At 45.1% G+C, this 15,495-nt stretch carries 21 protein-coding genes; 9 read left to right on the plus strand and 12 right to left on the minus strand.

Annotated elements, in window-relative coordinates:
- The 3 genes from B1748_RS36910 to B1748_RS19890 form a co-directional block, all read left to right on the plus strand.
- Positions 1–569, plus strand: a 569-nt coding sequence (locus B1748_RS36910; protein ID WP_179215690.1) for a hypothetical protein, incomplete at its 5' end; no start/stop codon positions are given.
- Positions 570–583: 14 nt separating this feature from the next.
- Entirely contained in the window at positions 584–2,452 is a 1,869-nt protein-coding gene (locus tag B1748_RS19885; RefSeq protein ID WP_143810342.1) for a hypothetical protein, read from the plus strand.
- 485 nt (positions 2,453–2,937) lie between these two features.
- Positions 2,938–3,369: an SRPBCC family protein gene (locus B1748_RS19890; RefSeq protein WP_087569783.1), complete on the plus strand. Its 432-nt coding sequence runs from the start codon at positions 2,938–2,940 to the stop codon at positions 3,367–3,369.
- Between the two features lie 732 nt (positions 3,370–4,101).
- Here the strand turns inward: B1748_RS19890 and B1748_RS19895 are convergent.
- The 3 genes from B1748_RS19895 to B1748_RS19905 form a co-directional block, all read right to left on the minus strand.
- Positions 4,102–5,205 carry a site-specific integrase gene (locus tag B1748_RS19895; protein ID WP_087569695.1) on the minus strand — a complete coding sequence of 368 codons (1,104 nt, stop codon included), beginning with the start codon at positions 5,203–5,205 and terminating at the stop codon, positions 4,102–4,104.
- A 114-nt stretch (positions 5,206–5,319) separates the two neighbouring features.
- On the minus strand, positions 5,320–5,493 hold the full coding sequence (locus tag B1748_RS19900; protein WP_087569696.1) for a helix-turn-helix domain-containing protein: 174 nt from the start codon (positions 5,491–5,493) through the stop codon (positions 5,320–5,322).
- Between the two features lie 5 nt (positions 5,494–5,498).
- Positions 5,499–6,983, minus strand: a complete 1,485-nt coding sequence (locus B1748_RS19905; RefSeq protein WP_179215691.1) for a YfjI family protein — start codon at positions 6,981–6,983, stop codon at positions 5,499–5,501.
- Positions 6,984–7,257: 274 nt separating this feature from the next.
- On the opposite strand from B1748_RS19905, the gene B1748_RS19910 reads away from it, so the two are divergent.
- Positions 7,258–8,061, plus strand: a complete 804-nt coding sequence (locus tag B1748_RS19910; protein WP_087569698.1) for a helix-turn-helix domain-containing protein — start codon at positions 7,258–7,260, stop codon at positions 8,059–8,061.
- A 188-nt stretch (positions 8,062–8,249) separates the two neighbouring features.
- Positions 8,250–9,056: a hypothetical protein gene (locus tag B1748_RS19915; RefSeq protein WP_087569699.1), complete on the plus strand. Its 807-nt coding sequence runs from the start codon at positions 8,250–8,252 to the stop codon at positions 9,054–9,056.
- A gap of 944 nt (positions 9,057–10,000) precedes the next feature.
- Here B1748_RS19915 and B1748_RS19925 read toward each other — a convergent pair.
- Positions 10,001–10,879, minus strand: coding sequence for a hypothetical protein (locus tag B1748_RS19925; protein ID WP_087569701.1), 879 nt, complete (start codon positions 10,877–10,879; stop codon positions 10,001–10,003).
- 330 nt (positions 10,880–11,209) lie between these two features.
- On the opposite strand from B1748_RS19925, the gene B1748_RS19930 reads away from it, so the two are divergent.
- Both B1748_RS19930 and B1748_RS19935 read left to right on the plus strand, forming a co-directional pair.
- The gene (locus tag B1748_RS19930) at positions 11,210–11,593 is read left to right on the plus strand and encodes a helix-turn-helix domain-containing protein (protein WP_087569702.1); all 384 of its coding nucleotides are present in this window, start codon (positions 11,210–11,212) and stop codon (positions 11,591–11,593) included.
- Positions 11,586–11,825: a hypothetical protein gene (locus tag B1748_RS19935; RefSeq protein ID WP_087569703.1), complete on the plus strand. Its 240-nt coding sequence runs from the start codon at positions 11,586–11,588 to the stop codon at positions 11,823–11,825. The genes B1748_RS19930 and B1748_RS19935 overlap by 8 nt, the downstream gene beginning before the upstream one ends.
- 51 nt (positions 11,826–11,876) lie before the next feature.
- On the opposite strand, the gene B1748_RS36915 is transcribed toward B1748_RS19935, so the two are convergent.
- The 8 genes from B1748_RS36915 to B1748_RS19970 form a co-directional block, all read right to left on the minus strand.
- On the minus strand, positions 11,877–12,029 hold the full coding sequence (locus B1748_RS36915) for a hypothetical protein (RefSeq protein WP_179215692.1): 153 nt from the start codon (positions 12,027–12,029) through the stop codon (positions 11,877–11,879).
- 149 nt (positions 12,030–12,178) lie between these two features.
- The gene (locus tag B1748_RS19940) at positions 12,179–12,781 is read right to left on the minus strand and encodes a JAB domain-containing protein (RefSeq protein WP_087569704.1); all 603 of its coding nucleotides are present in this window, start codon (positions 12,779–12,781) and stop codon (positions 12,179–12,181) included.
- Between the two features lie 113 nt (positions 12,782–12,894).
- Positions 12,895–13,083, minus strand: a complete 189-nt coding sequence (locus tag B1748_RS19945) for a hypothetical protein (RefSeq protein WP_087569705.1) — start codon at positions 13,081–13,083, stop codon at positions 12,895–12,897.
- A gap of 16 nt (positions 13,084–13,099) precedes the next feature.
- Positions 13,100–13,318, minus strand: a complete 219-nt coding sequence (locus tag B1748_RS19950) for a hypothetical protein (RefSeq protein WP_087569706.1) — start codon at positions 13,316–13,318, stop codon at positions 13,100–13,102.
- Positions 13,296–13,514, minus strand: coding sequence for a hypothetical protein (locus B1748_RS19955; RefSeq protein ID WP_087569707.1), 219 nt, complete (start codon positions 13,512–13,514; stop codon positions 13,296–13,298). Before B1748_RS19955 ends, B1748_RS19950 begins: the two co-directional genes overlap by 23 nt.
- A 101-nt stretch (positions 13,515–13,615) precedes the next feature.
- Positions 13,616–14,002: a hypothetical protein gene (locus B1748_RS19960; RefSeq protein WP_087569708.1), complete on the minus strand. Its 387-nt coding sequence runs from the start codon at positions 14,000–14,002 to the stop codon at positions 13,616–13,618.
- Positions 14,003–14,008: 6 nt separating this feature from the next.
- Positions 14,009–14,167 (minus strand): sporulation histidine kinase inhibitor Sda, encoded by a 159-nt coding sequence (gene sda, locus B1748_RS19965; protein ID WP_087569709.1) that lies wholly within the window; start codon positions 14,165–14,167, stop codon positions 14,009–14,011.
- Positions 14,168–14,297: 130 nt separating this feature from the next.
- Positions 14,298–14,642, minus strand: a complete 345-nt coding sequence (locus B1748_RS19970; protein WP_256975782.1) for a helix-turn-helix domain-containing protein — start codon at positions 14,640–14,642, stop codon at positions 14,298–14,300.
- 291 nt (positions 14,643–14,933) lie between these two features.
- On the opposite strand from B1748_RS19970, the gene B1748_RS36920 reads away from it, so the two are divergent.
- Entirely contained in the window at positions 14,934–15,089 is a 156-nt protein-coding gene (locus B1748_RS36920) for a hypothetical protein (protein WP_179215693.1), read from the plus strand.
- A gap of 15 nt (positions 15,090–15,104) precedes the next feature.
- Positions 15,105–15,491 (plus strand): hypothetical protein, encoded by a 387-nt coding sequence (locus B1748_RS19975; RefSeq protein WP_087569710.1) that lies wholly within the window; start codon positions 15,105–15,107, stop codon positions 15,489–15,491.
- Positions 15,492–15,495: the final 4 nt, after the last annotated feature.

Consider the following 15,495-nt stretch of genomic DNA (forward strand, 5'->3'; position numbering starts at 1 on the left):
ACTTGCCTACGTTGTTTGGCATTTTTGCTTACAGGGATGAAGTAACCATCACCTTTGTGGTAGGTCTGTCGCTTGTCTTGTTATCCTTGTTCTTGATTAATTACAAAGAAAGGGGGATGTCGGACAACGGCAAAAACGTGCAGTCCGGATGGCTGCCGCTGGCCCTATTGGCTTTTGTAGGCAACGGTGCATGCAGCATTGTTCAAACTTCATCGCAAAAAAGCCTTGCAGGCCAATACATGGCGGAATTTATGATTGTTTCTATGTTGGTCGCCGTCGTCATTTGTGTGCTTATTATGGGGTTGCGCAAGGAATATCGTTCCTTTTCGCTCCGCTCGGAAGGTCTTTACGGGATATTAAGCGGCGCTTTTATTGCGACTACCAATTTACTGGTGATGTTATTGTTGGCGGGCAGTCTTCCCGTCAGTTTTATTTTTACCTTGATTTCCGCCGGCAGCGTCATTACGACCTATATCGCTTCTCGCTTTATCTTCCGGGAAAAACTAAACACGATGCAAAATATTGGATTATCCGTTGGTTTATTATCCATCGTTATTATCACCATCTAATTCAGGAGGTTTTCATGATGTATACCGTTAGCGTGCCTGTTTCCATCCAAACGATAAACGAACAAAGTATATTAGACATATTAAAAAAACTTCAACAGCTTAACGCCAATGAAGTTTATCTCATCCCCCTGAAGGTTGATCATTGGGATGACACTTGTAAGACAATACGGACTTATTTGCCTTTCTTCACCAGCCATAACATCGAGGTTTGCGTGTGGATCGGCGGTTCTCTCGCCCATTACATTTATCCGGAAGCGTACGACACGATCATAGATCTTGAAGGCGGGACTTCCCAACGCATATGTCCGCTGGATCAGCGCTTCGAGGCTTACTTCTGCGATCTCTTCCAACAAATCGCGGCAACCGGCGTCAAAAAGATCGCGCTGGACGACGATTACCGAATGAATTGGACGACTACGCCTCCGGCTTGCTTCTGTCCGAAACATCTGGAGCTATACGGCGCCATACTGGAAGAGCCGATGACGCTGGAATCCATGCGCGAAGGCATCTATTCCTCCGATCCCGGCAAATATCGCGACGTTTGGCTGGAAGGCAGCCGCGATTCGCTGTGCCAGCTTGCAACGGCTATACGGAGATCCGTCGATGAGATCGATGAATCCATTAATATCGTGCTTAGCTCCGGACCGGCGCATTGGGGAGCAGACGGAGCGAGCGGCCCCGACCTGGCGACGATCTTTGCCGGCAATAATCAGAAGGAGCTTCGTATGAGCGGAGCGCCTTTCTGGGGACAGCGGGTCGGCACGGCGATGGATTTTGCTCGAAAACAAGCGGCGCATTGTAAAAAACATGGAATCAAAACACTGGCCGAAGGCGATGCTTACCCGCGTCCAAGATATGCCGGGCCTGCATCAGGTATTGAAAATCTGGATTTGATCGCGCGAGCGGATGGCAACTTCGACGGTATTCTGAAGTACGGGCTGGATTACAATTCCTCGCCGAACTATGAACCCGGTTACGCCCAATTTACGGAGAGAAATAAGGAGCTGTACCGGCAGACCGAAGCGATGTTTGCCGGCAAACAGGGTCGGGGCATCCATCTGTTCGAGCCCCTGGACGCGAACTGGCATACGCGCCGCGTCAGTCGTCAGCCGGAATTCGATGCCATGTGGTCGCCCGGCGTCGCCTTTCTCAATGACAATTCCATCCCCGCGGTGTTCGAGCCAGGCGGCGTCAATCTGGTATTTGGCCAACATGCATGGATGCTGGATCCCGAGCTTCTGGCGAACGGTACGATACTGGATTATACTGCGGCTATGATTCTGGCAGAGCGCGGCATAGATGTCGGCATTGTGGAAGAGCTTCAGGGGACGGATGGCAATTTCACTTATGTAGGCGCCGGCAGCTTCGAATATTACAAGGATGAACAGGAAATCGTTGCTCTCTATGGAAATGTGCCTATACACAATTTGGTCGTGAACGAGCAGGCCGTCGTCCTGACCGAAATTAGCGTGAGAAATCAATCCATGACCGGCGCTTATCGGTATGAGAACGCCAACAAGCAGCGGTTTCTTGTATTCCCATTCGACGCTCGGGAGAGCAAGTCGGTTACCGGCTTGTTCCGGAGTTATTGCCGCCAGCGGCAATTGATCAGCGCGCACGAATGGTTATGCGGAAGCAAGCTCGATGCCGTCTGCCTGGGAAACCCGGACTTGTATCTCATGGTCAAAAAGGATGAACAATCGATGGCCGTAGGCTTGTGGAACTTTTTCCCTGACCGCATCCAGCAACCGGTTATCGAATTGGCGGACGACTATGCCGAAATTGAATTTATTAACTGTACGGGCACGTTGTCGGGCCGTACTGTTCAATTAGACACGCCGCTTTACGCTTTCGAATATTGCGCCTTCAGTGTGAGGAAGTGAGTTTCCTGGAAGAGTTTTCTGCTATTTCCTTACCTATAGGTGGGTTTTTTCAGACGGGTCGATTACCTTTAGGCATACAACATTATTAAAAGCTGGGAAATTCTTGTTCACGAAATTACGCAATCGTATACGATTGCAATCGCATTTTTTTGCTTGGATACGTCTAATCCAACGTACTTTGTGGCAAAACTCATATTAGGAACCGACTCCTTTGTTTTGTAGCTCTGATTTGGATTGTATTGGGTGTTCACAAAACTCCATTACTTCCAAATTAACCTACGTAGAAGCAAAGTGGATGTCGGTTTCGTTCATTACAACTATGGGGGCTCATGCGGAAGGTTGACATCATAATGGTCATCCATTATCTTATTATTGTTCCTATCACTTGTGAAGCAGGCAACTTTCGTCGGGACAAGCCTTAAGTCGGTGGATGAAGTATCCGCGCGCTTAAAGGATCCTTTAGGATGGAGAGGCAGGTCATACACATGGAAACTGGCAAGAAAGCTAGTATTACCGTAGAAGTCGAGGTTCACGCGCCTGTTCAGCAAGTGTGGAAGTATTGGACGGAGCCTCAGCACATTATGCAGTGGTCGTTCGCGTCCGACGAATGGCATGCGCCTAACGCAGAAAACGACTTGCAGGCTGGAGGTAAATTCCTCACGAGGATGGAAGCCAAGGATGGCAGCTTCGGATTCGATTTCGCCGGTGTTTATGATGAAGTAAGGGAACACGAATTTATCGCGTACACACTTGGCGATGGACGGAAAGTCGCGATTACGTTCACTGGGCAAGGGGATAGCACAAAGGTTGTTGAAGTTTTCGACGCCGAGGACACCAACCCTATTGACATGCAGCAAGCAGGCTGGCAGGCGTTTATGGACAACTTCAAATCGTACGTCGAAAGATCCGAAGCTTAATAAAGGCAACACACGAAACACGCGTTTAAACTACAAATTCCAATTTCGAATGAACCTTCCGGCAGGAAGGTTTTTTTTTGCGGCGTGCGTACTCTTAAGCTGTATTAACGCTGGGTACCAGTTGAACGAGCTGGCGTGTATGATTTTTCATACACGTCTGCCTCGTCGCCCCCACATTCGGCGGATGCGCAGACTTATGTATACGAGGCGAGGCGTCCGGTAACTTTTAACATCTTTAAAGCAGTCGCGGTCCGCAGGACCAACGCGTGTGGGCTACGGCTTTTTCGCCGCATTTCATTACTTAACAATACGATGCAGCCTCCCCCTATTGCAGGAATTGATTGCAAGCCGCTAAAATATCGAAGCCCTTTCAATCGTATCTACAATTTAAGCTTGAAGAAGGAGGCACACCATCCAAAAGTTTGATGATTTATACGGCTATCCGTCGATTTTTTTTATTTGGAAATGTAAGCCAGTAATTTGTAACGCAATTGAAATATTTCTTTCATCCATCTTTAATGTTAAGAGCCTATAATAGAACTCGACCCCCTTTTTAAAATATAAATTACTTTGGCCCGCTGCCCGTTGCAGCGGGTCCCTTTTTTTGTAGGCAGGAAAAAACCCTTACGGCGCAAGGGTTCGCAGCACTTATGCAGTTGATAAAATGGTCGGCAAACCCGTTTTGGTCGGTTTTTGGTCGGCAGATGCGGGGATATTAGAGGATACAACCTGTTATTTCAAGAGATTTTCCAACGCTTCTGCGGCATTGGATTTGATGTTCGGCATGACGTGTGAGTACAAATCCATTGTAATTTTGTAGGAGCTATGACCGAGCATCGACTGAACGACCTTGGGATGAATATCCAGACTGAGCAGCAATGTCGCACAAGTGTGCCTGAGATCGTGAAATCGAATTCGGCGCATCTTATGCTTCTGCTGGAGCCGCGCCCATACATCGCCCAAACTGCGCAACGACAGAGGTTGACCGCTTTTGGTACAGATCAGATGACCAAGATTATGATAACCATCGCCATACTTCTCTCTCTCTTCCTCAATGGTTTGCAGCCGTATCCGTATTTGCTCAACGATGTAGTTGGGTATATCAACGGAACGAATACCGCTTACCGTCTTGGCACCTGGCTGAAGCGCCTTTTTGAAATTGATAATATTTCGGATCGATAAGCGTTTGTTCTCCAAATCAACATCCGAAACGCGCAAGCCCAGTATCTCGCCGCGACGCAAGCCGCAATGAATGGCGAGAGCGAAAATCAGGTGAAGGCGGTGGCTCCTTGTCGCAACTAAGAACTTTTTTGCTTCCTCTGGAGTCCAGTAAGACATCTCGCGAGATTGACGCTTTGGCTTTGTGATTAGTGACGCTGGATTGCTGGCTATCATTCCTTTAATTACTGCATCCTGAAGCGATTTGTGTATGATGTGGCAGAAATTTTTATTGTGACCTGACGAGAATCCTTTTCCTTCAATAGAACGCACAATGCTTTCTACAGCCATGGTGTTCAAATCCGAAAGCAGCGTTCTTCCAACAATGGGAATGATATGGTTATTGATCATCCGTGTGTAGCTGTGCTTTGTACTTTCACGCAAGTCCCTCCTGTTCTTGATCCATTCAACCAGGTAATCAGCATAGAGTGTTTTCTGCGGCTTAAGCACAACCCCATGATTAACCTCGTTGCGCTTCGCAATCTCCGCTACCTCTGCCTCTTTCTTTGTCCGAAATCCGCGCTTCTTATAAGTAACTCGCTTGCCATGTACATCCCTTACTTCAAAAACGTAGTAATACTTGTTTTTCTTCGCGTTCTCATCGAGTTTCACTGGCATTTCAATTATCCTCCCTTTGATTTTTCGTGAATTATTTCACAAGCTATTCTTTGATGGATCGCCACGAATGCTCACAAGCCGCATTTCGCATCACCTCCCTTCAAGATTCTGCTGTTACTGACCATTCATCCAATTAAAGAAAATATCACGAGTTACTCGAATCGACTTTCCTATACGAATGACATGGAATTGTCCTGAATTGACGAGCTCATATGCTTGGCGGCGGCCAATCCCAAGGATTTGTTGAATATCTGCGACTTGCAAAACATCTGGATAAGATTGATTCATTTGAATCACACTCCTTCTTTGGTTTTAGTAGCACACTTACGCTTTGGCTTCGTATCTTTCACTTCATTGAATTTGTCATTACCTGATATATTTGCTTTCGTTATATCAGGATGCTTCTCGATGACAACGCCTTTCCTGCCGAGTCCTGATGGACTAGGGGCTTCAATCATACGAATGTATCCATGATCGGCTAACACGCTCAATGTGCTGTCGAGGTTGTAAGCATTGGCAAACTTGCCTTTGGTTTTCTTCCATAGTTCCTGCTTCTTGATTACTTCCTCTTTGTCTGCAACAATAATGCTTAATAGATACTTGGCATCATCCAATCGTGAGTCAGACTTCATCACTCCGAATGCTGTCCTCGCCTGATTGACAAAGTATTCGCTATGCTGAATAAGTCGGTTTACGGTTTCTTCTGATATCTCTGTTGGTAGTTGCTCAAGTGAATCGGCAGTCTGTAGATGCTCCGCAATATGAAGTAATGACAAGACTCGCAGCATTTGACCAGGGAATCGCTCTGCCCATGAACGCATGGAATGATGGGTGAATTCATCCGAACCGTTCAATCGGTATTCATGCTTCTCAGCAAAAGCAATCCAAGCCTTTTCGGCAGCTTCCTCCAGATATAAACAGGAGGGGGCTTCTACCTTGTGGTTCATTAGAATTTGAATCTTACGGCTGTAGAATTCCAACTGTCCCCGATCAATGGGGGCTGGAACAACCTTCCGAATGCCTACAGGTTGCGGGGCAGCATACAGAAATCGTCCAAGGAATCCGCGTTCCAACAGACGTGCAGGCAAACCCTGTAACAAGCCAGGTTGGACGAAGAGGCCGATAGTCAGGATTGGTTCATAGAGTGTCTCAGATGGTCTTCCGACACGGTGTACTGTCATGTAATCACCAGTGAAGCTTTTCAAGTAGATGTCCAAAGAAGGCACGTTGCTGTACCTGCCATTGAAGTTGTCGAACAGCCCACCTTCCGACGATAACATTGCCATTTGTTCGTTATTGTCTTTCATTAAACCGATTAGCTTTTCAGGTGTAACATCATCGGTGAGATAGGTAGGCGGCTTCAACTGTTCCTCTGCCACGCCTTCATATTTCCTCCGATACTCAGCTTGAGCATCCTGTTGGAACTTGATTAATGGTTCTGCGAGTAGATTATATACAGCGCTCTTCCGCTCGCCTGATCGCATAGAGACGAGCGTGTAGAGATTTGTCTTTTCGGTGTGCGCTCCATTAAGAAATGGCTTAATGACGAACTTCTTCGCAGTTGCAGCCGATAAAACGGACAATAGAGTAATTCCAGATGCATCAATCGGTGTTTGAGTTGAATCAGCGACCATTTCAATCAGATGGCGGAAGCGTTCTGGCAGGATGGATGCAGGAAACGGCTCAAGATTTGGCGAATCAAAGGGTACGACGTCTTTCCATTCTTCTTTTAGAAATTCGCTGATCTTCACTGCCAAGGTATTAAGTTTTGTTGTCATAGGTTGATGCCTCCATATTCGTATTGGTTTTCGGAATGTTGGCTCCATTCGCCCTCGCTCCATTGCGTGTTGCTTGCTCTGGAGATGACTATAAAGCAGTTTTTCGGCATGTTCAATAGCCCGAAACCCTTGTGTGGTCAGGCTTTTTCACGACTGGATAAATCGACTGATCTACTGCTTTAGGCCATTGATTTGACTGGGAAAAACGTTAATTTGTGTGGTTGACGTGAGTTCTGACCGCACTAATCAAATTAGCGAAAAGGGGATGCTGGACATGGAAAATCAATCTGTTAACGGACAAACATTACTACCTGATGAGATACGGAATCTACTCTTGAAACTACCTGGATTCAGGATGAAGCAAATACGTTTAAAGTTAAATGCTATGTATCCTGGGGAATTTACACTGAAATCTGTTGCTAAAGCTGCGAAGTATTCTGAAAGTGGTTACGCAAAGCTAGAATCAGGTGAAACGATCAATCCTCAAGATGAAACCATAAGGGTATTTAGTGAATACTTTAGCAACTACAATGTCCCGTTAGGATTTTTCGATAAGACACCAGTCGGTTCCGTTGAACCGTTCTTTCTTGGTAAACAAGAAGATATGCTGCCGTACTTCGATTCCTATCACAAGGAATTTGGTCAAAAACACCCTCTGGATTCCAGGGAGCTATCTGATATAGATGATGACTATGTGTATTCTGACTACGCAATAGATGTCGATCAGGATGATGCAGAGGAAAGCGAGGATGGTGGTTACACGCTGAATCAAATTGGTATCGAGGTTACGTTAAATGCTTATCAGGTGTCTACTGGAAGTATTCTATGGGCAAGAAGGTTGAATCAGATGGCGGCAATACCAATGAATGAATTATCCAACTTTGAAAAAGCAGTGCGTAGGGAGGTTAATGGCGTAATCAGCCAATATAGCCAAATGCAATCACTTCAAGAACAATTACAGGATAGCCAGACCAGACAAAGACTGCTTGAAATGCAGGTAGCACTAAAAGAGAAAGATCAGAAATCCGACTCTGATTCATCACTTGAGCGATTAATCGGAACGCTCTTGAAGGTATAAGACACATATGTTTTATAGGGCACTCTCTTTTTGGAGTGCTTTTCTGTTACTTTGAATACGAACATATATTCCTATTGTGTATTTCTTCTGAAATGGTTTCGATGCTGTTTGAAGGGAAAATGCAGGAGATAAGTATGTGCCAGTTTCTTGACACGCATTCCCTATCTTACTAGCAGAGGACAGTAACCATGGACATTCTCACCGACACTAAGCGACTCAAGGTTAGGCTAACCGAGCTTCAGGCCCGCATATTCTTCGACCGTGTAATCAAACCGTACAACAATAGACGCGATGATCCGATGTACTTCTATACCATCCAAGACAAGCACAACGGGGTTTACCTCGGCCTGCATCCACGCGAAGCCTGTATTGCCAAGAAGTATACTGTAGCACTCTCGTTTCACAGCTATTCGCATGGCAGCGCACTATTGGAGCTTATATTCAGTGTTGTGCCGCTGGAACGATGGATGGTAAGTGAAATGCATGTAGCGTTTGATTTCGGCCTCCCATACGATCAATTCCATATTGTTCGGCCAGCTAAGAAGGCCACCGTGGAGATCAATCCAACATCTATGTATGTAGGCAAGCCCAGTTCTGCCTCCAGCTTGTATATCTACGATAAGCAGGTGCAAATGAGGGAGAAGTGGGGAATACTCACCGACATATGGACAAGAGTGGAAATGCGGTATAATCTGCCACGGATGAAAAGGGTATCTGAACTGACTGTAGAGGATTTCGCTGCCGCCGACCAATATTATGTAGTTACCGACATATCGCAGCTTCCTGATCATCTAAGGGGCATTATCGATGATCTGAATGCCGATCTGATCAACTGGAAGGATGATGTACCCAGAAGGACAAAAGATAAAATAAGAGAGTGCGCATCCACACAGGCCATCAACCTGTATGAACCGCTACTCTCTAAGTTGGAGAACACCGATATTGGCGCATTCATATACACACCAACGAAGCAGCATGGCGAGCTGACTTCATAAGCAGAATAAGCATTAGACAATTACTCGTCAAGTGCGGACAAAATGACTAATATGGCTGTATCCCGCACCATTCCTGGTCTCATTCCCGTTCCGAGTATAATACTAGAATAGGACGTGAATAGATGCACGGCGAAATATCCTATTGATGTCTTCATTTTGGTATGATTCTAGTCCGATTTGAGTTACTGGAATCATCTCATATGTATCAAGGGTTTGGAGCATTATAGTATTGTTAGCTTTCCTTTTCGAACAACTGGATTAAGGTATGAAAGTCCCCGATTACTTGTCCTGCGAATCCAATTCCTTTACGTTCAACGTCGTCGATCCCATATTCATCTATTAAATGGTTGAGGCTGGACCAAGCCCGATCAATCTGCTCCCTTTCTTCATTAGTAAAGATGTCGATTAGGAGATCATCCGATATAGTTATTTCCAATGGGATTTGTCTAATGGATTCCCAATCGATAACCACAGGAGAAGGGGCAAATGGTGAATCAACTTGATACTTCCCGAGAACTGCCTTATGTATTTGTCTAGCCGTTTTAAGGATACGCTTGATGTAAAGTAGCCTGAGTAGTTCTCTCCGCTGACGCTCCTTCTCCTGTATTATTACGAATTGCATTCTAACGTGTTCATTGGATTGCCGCCTCTGCGCTTCTTTCTGCTGCGAGCGCATTCCTTTCAGCGGCCTGAGTGTTTCGGCGGGCAGTCCACCAAGAGAATACACTGACGACAATAGCTACAACAGCTAATATCGAAGAAATCCATTCTACGGGTTCCATTTCCATGTACGGTCACTCCTTTCTCATATGAATGTATTAACAGATGCTTTAGCGGTCAAGGGCCGAAGGGGCGAAGCCTTTACCCTTGACGGCGTATCCTTCATTACATGCTGACCAATGCCTCTCCAACTTGCTTGGAGAGCCTGCTTGCGGCGAGCTGCCCTAAGCATTAATCTCTTTCGTGTATGCTCTGATGAATTGAAGAAATGCCCTAATGCAAGCTGATTTGAATTGATCGTAGGTAAGATCGACTTCGTATACTCTTCTTTGACCTTCATTGCCTCGGTCACGTTTGCGATTAAATTCCACATGATTCTCCGCTACAGTCACAGAGTTCATCATACTATAGTCGCTATTAGCGAAACTGAAATTCCAGTAGTTTCCTTCGTGAGCGAAGCAATTTCGTATCTCGTTGATGATCCGTGCGAATATCTCCATCGTAATCTGAGTACTCAAACGATCAGAATTATTGATTCGAGCCTTGTACTCGGTTTCAGTTTCGTGGCTCAGTTGTTTGAACCTGTATCGTTCGTCTCCTAGACTTCTACGGAAACGTTCGAGGATCAAGCGTTTATCGTCGGCTTCGATGAATTGATTGAAAAAGTCTATGACAATTTTGTATTTCAACATCTCAGCCCCTGCCAGTGAGTACAACGTTTCAATGCAGACAACAAAATAGAAAATCTTAAGAGAGTCTTTTCCAGGTCGAACCTCATCCATAGCATCCGCAAGCGTTACTAACCTATGTACGCTATTGAGCATTCTACGCGGAATATTGTTACTCCGCAAACGCAAGGCAGAAGTAATGAACGCGGCAAGCTCCTCCTTGTCCGAAACGAATGGAGCGTAAAATTCCATTAGCTCAGGAAAGAGCGATTCATCATTCATGGCGGTAACAAAATACAAGTAAGCGTCCATTTGAGCATCTTCATCGGCTGTATTTGCTATTTCCAATGCCTGATCTTCGGAAAGATCAAGCTTCTCGCAGAACACCGATAACGGCACATTCGCTTCTTCTAGCATTCGGAGCAATGTTGACATTTGCATCTCCCCCTTAGTGCTGATTATAGCACGTCCCACCCAGAGACAGCGTAATATTTGACCTTTAGTGGGGACGGACATGAAATGCCTAAAACCCAGTAGTGACGCGGCTTCGCAGTCTTTTTGTATCGAGGTGTGTGTAAACATGACGAAATAGAACTTCGCTTCTAGAAAAATTCTCCAGAGGTATTGATTATCAGTTCCCAAATGGTTATATATGTATTGTGAGTTAGAACCGCTACTCAGCGGCGGGGATATCTCCTTCCTTTTCCTTCGGCTCCTCTTCAGCAGGGGAGGAGCCATTACTACATATAGCAAGGAGCTGCTTGTATGCAATATAGAAACCTTACAGAGGAACAGGTGGAAATGGTAATAAGCTATTTGTTTAATACCCGAGAGCCAATGATGATTATTAATGAAGATGTCCTAAGTGTAGGAGACATATTGAAGCTCAAGAGAATACATGACGGGTTCAGTCAGTCCGAACTTTCTCGATTACTCAAAATGTCGACGGGCACTTTATGTGAAATTGAACGAAACATAAGAAGTGTCCCGCCAAGGAAACAGAAAGCGGTGGATAATTACATTTATAAGACGTTGTTCATGCTTGATCGGCTTGAGTTTATAAAAGGTGGCAAAACTGATGAGCAAGGCAACTTCATTCTGGATTTATATGATATTGAGGACGACGAGGAGGATGAAGATAATGAATAGTTATGATGAATTAATTGAGGCTCTAAGGCGGGAAAGTGAGTTAAGCACATGTTCGGAGGCCCAAATGGCCGCGAATGCTCATATGATCAACTTGTACACATGCTTAAAGAACAAACGATCATCAAGCAGCGAGGCTAAGACTGCAAAAGATATTACAATGGACATCATGCTCCAGCGTCTCGCAGACCCACAATACCGCTTCAGCGTTAAATCGCTTAGAGAAGACTATTAATCAGATGTATAAGGGAGAGACGGCCATAATAGCCATCCCTCCGATAATGAATCAATTGGCTCGATAAGCGTCCTCCGCTTCTGATTCTGATACCTCATCCATAGTCCTACGCATTAGATGCTCCAATTGACGAAGCTGTTCGCGGGATAATCCCAATTGTTTTGCTGCTAAAATGGCATAACCTATTGCTGTTTCATTTTTCATGATAAGTACCTCCGTAAGGTTTTGTTTTAAACTGTGATTGGTGGGAATGAACGAACCACAAAGCGCGAAATGAAATGGAGCGTGCCATCCCATCGCCGAAGGCGAGCAGAAAGAGGGAGACAGCAAGTTATGCCGCCTCCCAACGATGATTACATCAAATCTCGTTCCTTCAATGATACGAAACTGTCTTTACTCACAATGACGTGATCAAGACAAGGAATTCCGATGATCTCCGAAGCCTGGGAAAGCCGCTGGGTTAACTGGACATCCTCGGGAGATGGAGTGCAGTCGCCAGAAGGATGATTATGAATAGCGATAATAGAGCTTGCCGAACGCTTTATGGCTGGAATGAACGTCTCGCGGGGGTGAACTAAGCTGCTGTTTAACGTGCCGCGAGATATCATCTCCGTACCGATAATGCCGTTCTTCGTTGAGAGCATGATTATGTGAAATTCCTCGACGTTCAGAATTCCGATTGTATGGCGGAATATATCGAATACGTCTCTCGGTGAGCGGATGAATTTCGGCGTTTCCTTCGGCATATTCAAAAGCCGCGCCAACTTCATGGCTGATTGGATTTGCTTGGCGCGCATTGGACCAATCCCCCTGATCGATTTAAGCTCATGCTCTGTTGCATCCATCAGGTCGAATGGCGTGTTGAACCTGGAAACCAGTTCTTGAACGACTGGGCTGCTCTCCTTGACGCAGAGAGCTTCGGAGAGGGCCGAACGGAATGTATATGAATAATTCATTTGTACATAACCTCCAATGGTTTGATTGAGATAAACAAAAATAGGGAGTCAGCCGAAGCCGCTCCCCCTTGAATGGGTTAGAGATGAATGATATTATTGAATCGAAAAAGGTTTTACTGAGGGCGCTGGCAGGCGTCCTTTTTCATGCTTTGCAGTTGCTCAATCTGCATATCCGTCATAACCAACTTGGCCAAGCAACGCATATACCGTAGCCCATCTTTGGAATGAAGTGGAGCATTGCCATCCAGACGCTTCCTGACGCTCTGTAGAGCCTTTTTACGCTCTTGTAGCTGTTTAATCATTGTGTATCATACCTCCTTAACCAACTCGATTTTGACGCTTTAAATGGCTTTCTAACTGCTTGGGGTAGTACTTGGCGAAGTATCCGCGAACATACCGATTAGAAAGTTCCTCGTCGATCTTCCATACGCGCTGGAAGTACACCCCCAAGACGCGAGCCGCCATAACCAATTGATTCTGCATTACAAGCTGACGCAGCAGAGTAGTCATCTCGTCAGCTATTTGTTTTTTCTCCACGCTTGTTTACCTCCAGTTGATTGTTGATTGTTTCCTGCCATTCCAACATGGCATGCACGACTTCCAACAGGCATACACTGAACGGATAATCCTTGATGAGATGATCGGAATGATTTGGTTCCAATCGCTCAAATTCTTTGCTTAATAGAATCATTGCCGTCGATGCATCCCTTAGCTTCTTATGGAACTCATCCATATGAATCACCTCCTAGTGGCGTACTTCTCATTCCGCCCAATATAGTTGCTGTTAAACAAAAAAAGGCTCCCACCAATACCGTGTTGGTATCAGTAGAAGCCTTAGTGAATCTGTTTTCTTATTAGCTTACGCAGTTGTTGGTTCGCCTTTTTGGAGAAGGGATCTTTGTGCCTGCTCTTTCTCCATTCAATATACTCGTTCCAAATGGTTGAGCGAATTTCTTCCAGAGTAGCTAAGTCAAGTCCCGTCAGCCGATGAAACAAATTGTTGACCTCATAGTTCTGGGCGGACAAAGCACCTGCATCATACCGCCATTTTTCCTGCCCTATGCTCAGCACGGCGGATATGCCATATACCTTGATGCATACTTCTCGCTGGCATACGGTTCCCCGATAATCATTGAACTCTGTGAAATGAAGCTTTTCTGTTTCATAAATCTGGTACTGGATGTTATCGACTTTCCTAACCGCCAGCAGTTTCTTTGTCATGGCTCTTCACTCCGATTCTGAATTGATATGGATGCCGCGCCGAATCAACTCTTGTTTAAGAAGTTCAATGAACTCCTTGTCCAGACTTAACTTATGAGCCAACTCATACGCTCCCAACAATAGTTCGTCGCTCATTTCATTCACTGGCTTCTGATTATTCTGCATTTATTTCTGCCTCCTTCCTTTGTATGGGCATCATCTCACAGCCCTGGATAATCTCTGTCATGCCGATGCACGCAAAAAAAGGCCGTATCCACTCCATCTTGGAATGAATAGGCCTTTTATTGTCTGCTGATTATTCGTCTTTCCAATCAAGCATATAGCTTAGCATTTCGTATGCTCTCTTTTGGTCAGTAACGCTTCTGCCCTGAAATTTGGAAACAAGCAGGGATAAGTAGTACTCATCCCTCCCTTTCTCCAATGGCTGAATGAATCTAAACAACTCCTCGAACGGCACATCAAGTGCGACGGCAACCTTCTCAATGCTTTTCATCGTTACATTGTTTTCGCCTCGTTCAATACGACCGATGTATGTATAATGCAAGTCAGCTAGCTCGCCCAGCTTCATCTGGCTCCACTTGCGTTGTTCTCGTAGTGATCGAATGCGTTCTCCTACTACCTTCATTGTACGACTATTCATTACTCTCACCTCTAAGGCAACGATAGCTTAGAGTTAATAGAGCATCGACAGCGCATTGATATTATCGGACGGATATTATAGCATATAAGTAACAATTGTGATATATATACTATAGATGTTCAGCTGGTTCATTAGTTGTAGTCTGTAAGTACTGCCATTCTGTGGTCAGGGGGTAGGCGATTTAAGATGCCAATTGTCTAATTGGTGCTACATTATGTCCTGCGCTTTTTTTGTAATTTTTGAAATCTACATTATGATTTTTCTTCATATTTATTGAAAGGAGCTATTGTCATGCTATGGGGAGCTGTCGTTGGCCTGGGTTTTCTAATTGCAATGTTCCTTGGAGCAAAGGGTATGGGCGAGAAATTCCAGTTAGGATGTCTTATCGGAATCGTGGTCATCGTCATTCTTGCTATTTTGTTTGTCGCGTTATTAACTTCAATGTAACTGGAGGGCATACATATGAATGCTGTAGGTAGAATGTGCTTGCTCTGCTTATTGGTATTAATTGCAGGCTGTGGTACAGATGCAACAGACAATAGCCAAGCGGGAGCAAAGGCTAAGGTGACTCAATTGGTCAAAGACAGTATAGGTAATCAGTTAGGAGCCACTGTGGCCAAAACGGTAAAGGTAGATATCTCAAAGGTCACTGTAGACGAGTCTGAAAGCAGAATGTACCTTGAAGGCAATGCTCAGTATAAACGTGAAGGCTGGAGTGAGAATGGAGTTGAAAAAGAAAGTATGACTACCTTCAAGTTCCAATACAATTTACAGCACAATGGAACCGAATGGACTGTGAAAAATAAGTTGCACTACGATGAAGAAGCAAGCTATAAAGATAAAAAATAGGGGT

It is taken from the genome of Paenibacillus sp. MY03 (assembly GCF_002165585.1).
Lineage (GTDB): Bacteria > Bacillota > Bacilli > Paenibacillales > Paenibacillaceae > Pristimantibacillus > Pristimantibacillus agaridevorans.

Coding starts and splice junctions, on each gene's coding strand:
- B1748_RS19970 (WP_256975782.1), bottom strand. CDS start 14,642: ATGAATAGTCGTACAATGAAGGTAGTAGGAGAACGCATTCGATCACTA.
- B1748_RS19895 (WP_087569695.1), bottom strand. CDS start 5,205: ATGCCAGTGAAACTCGATGAGAACGCGAAGAAAAACAAGTATTACTAC.
- B1748_RS19905 (WP_179215691.1), bottom strand. CDS start 6,983: ATGACAACAAAACTTAATACCTTGGCAGTGAAGATCAGCGAATTTCTA.
- B1748_RS19885 (WP_143810342.1), top strand. CDS start 584: ATGATGTATACCGTTAGCGTGCCTGTTTCCATCCAAACGATAAACGAA.
- B1748_RS19915 (WP_087569699.1), top strand. CDS start 8,250: ATGGACATTCTCACCGACACTAAGCGACTCAAGGTTAGGCTAACCGAG.
- B1748_RS19900 (WP_087569696.1), bottom strand. CDS start 5,493: ATGAATCAATCTTATCCAGATGTTTTGCAAGTCGCAGATATTCAACAA.
- B1748_RS19945 (WP_087569705.1), bottom strand. CDS start 13,083: ATGATTAAACAGCTACAAGAGCGTAAAAAGGCTCTACAGAGCGTCAGG.
- B1748_RS19910 (WP_087569698.1), top strand. CDS start 7,258: ATGGAAAATCAATCTGTTAACGGACAAACATTACTACCTGATGAGATA.
- sda (WP_087569709.1), bottom strand. CDS start 14,167: ATGCAGAATAATCAGAAGCCAGTGAATGAAATGAGCGACGAACTATTG.
- B1748_RS19925 (WP_087569701.1), bottom strand. CDS start 10,879: ATGTCAACATTGCTCCGAATGCTAGAAGAAGCGAATGTGCCGTTATCG.
- B1748_RS19975 (WP_087569710.1), top strand. CDS start 15,105: ATGAATGCTGTAGGTAGAATGTGCTTGCTCTGCTTATTGGTATTAATT.
- B1748_RS19960 (WP_087569708.1), bottom strand. CDS start 14,002: ATGACAAAGAAACTGCTGGCGGTTAGGAAAGTCGATAACATCCAGTAC.
- B1748_RS36915 (WP_179215692.1), bottom strand. CDS start 12,029: ATGAAAAATGAAACAGCAATAGGTTATGCCATTTTAGCAGCAAAACAA.
- B1748_RS19930 (WP_087569702.1), top strand. CDS start 11,210: ATGCAATATAGAAACCTTACAGAGGAACAGGTGGAAATGGTAATAAGC.
- B1748_RS36920 (WP_179215693.1), top strand. CDS start 14,934: ATGCTATGGGGAGCTGTCGTTGGCCTGGGTTTTCTAATTGCAATGTTC.
- B1748_RS19890 (WP_087569783.1), top strand. CDS start 2,938: ATGGAAACTGGCAAGAAAGCTAGTATTACCGTAGAAGTCGAGGTTCAC.
- B1748_RS19940 (WP_087569704.1), bottom strand. CDS start 12,781: ATGAATTATTCATATACATTCCGTTCGGCCCTCTCCGAAGCTCTCTGC.
- B1748_RS19955 (WP_087569707.1), bottom strand. CDS start 13,514: ATGGATGAGTTCCATAAGAAGCTAAGGGATGCATCGACGGCAATGATT.
- B1748_RS19935 (WP_087569703.1), top strand. CDS start 11,586: ATGAATAGTTATGATGAATTAATTGAGGCTCTAAGGCGGGAAAGTGAG.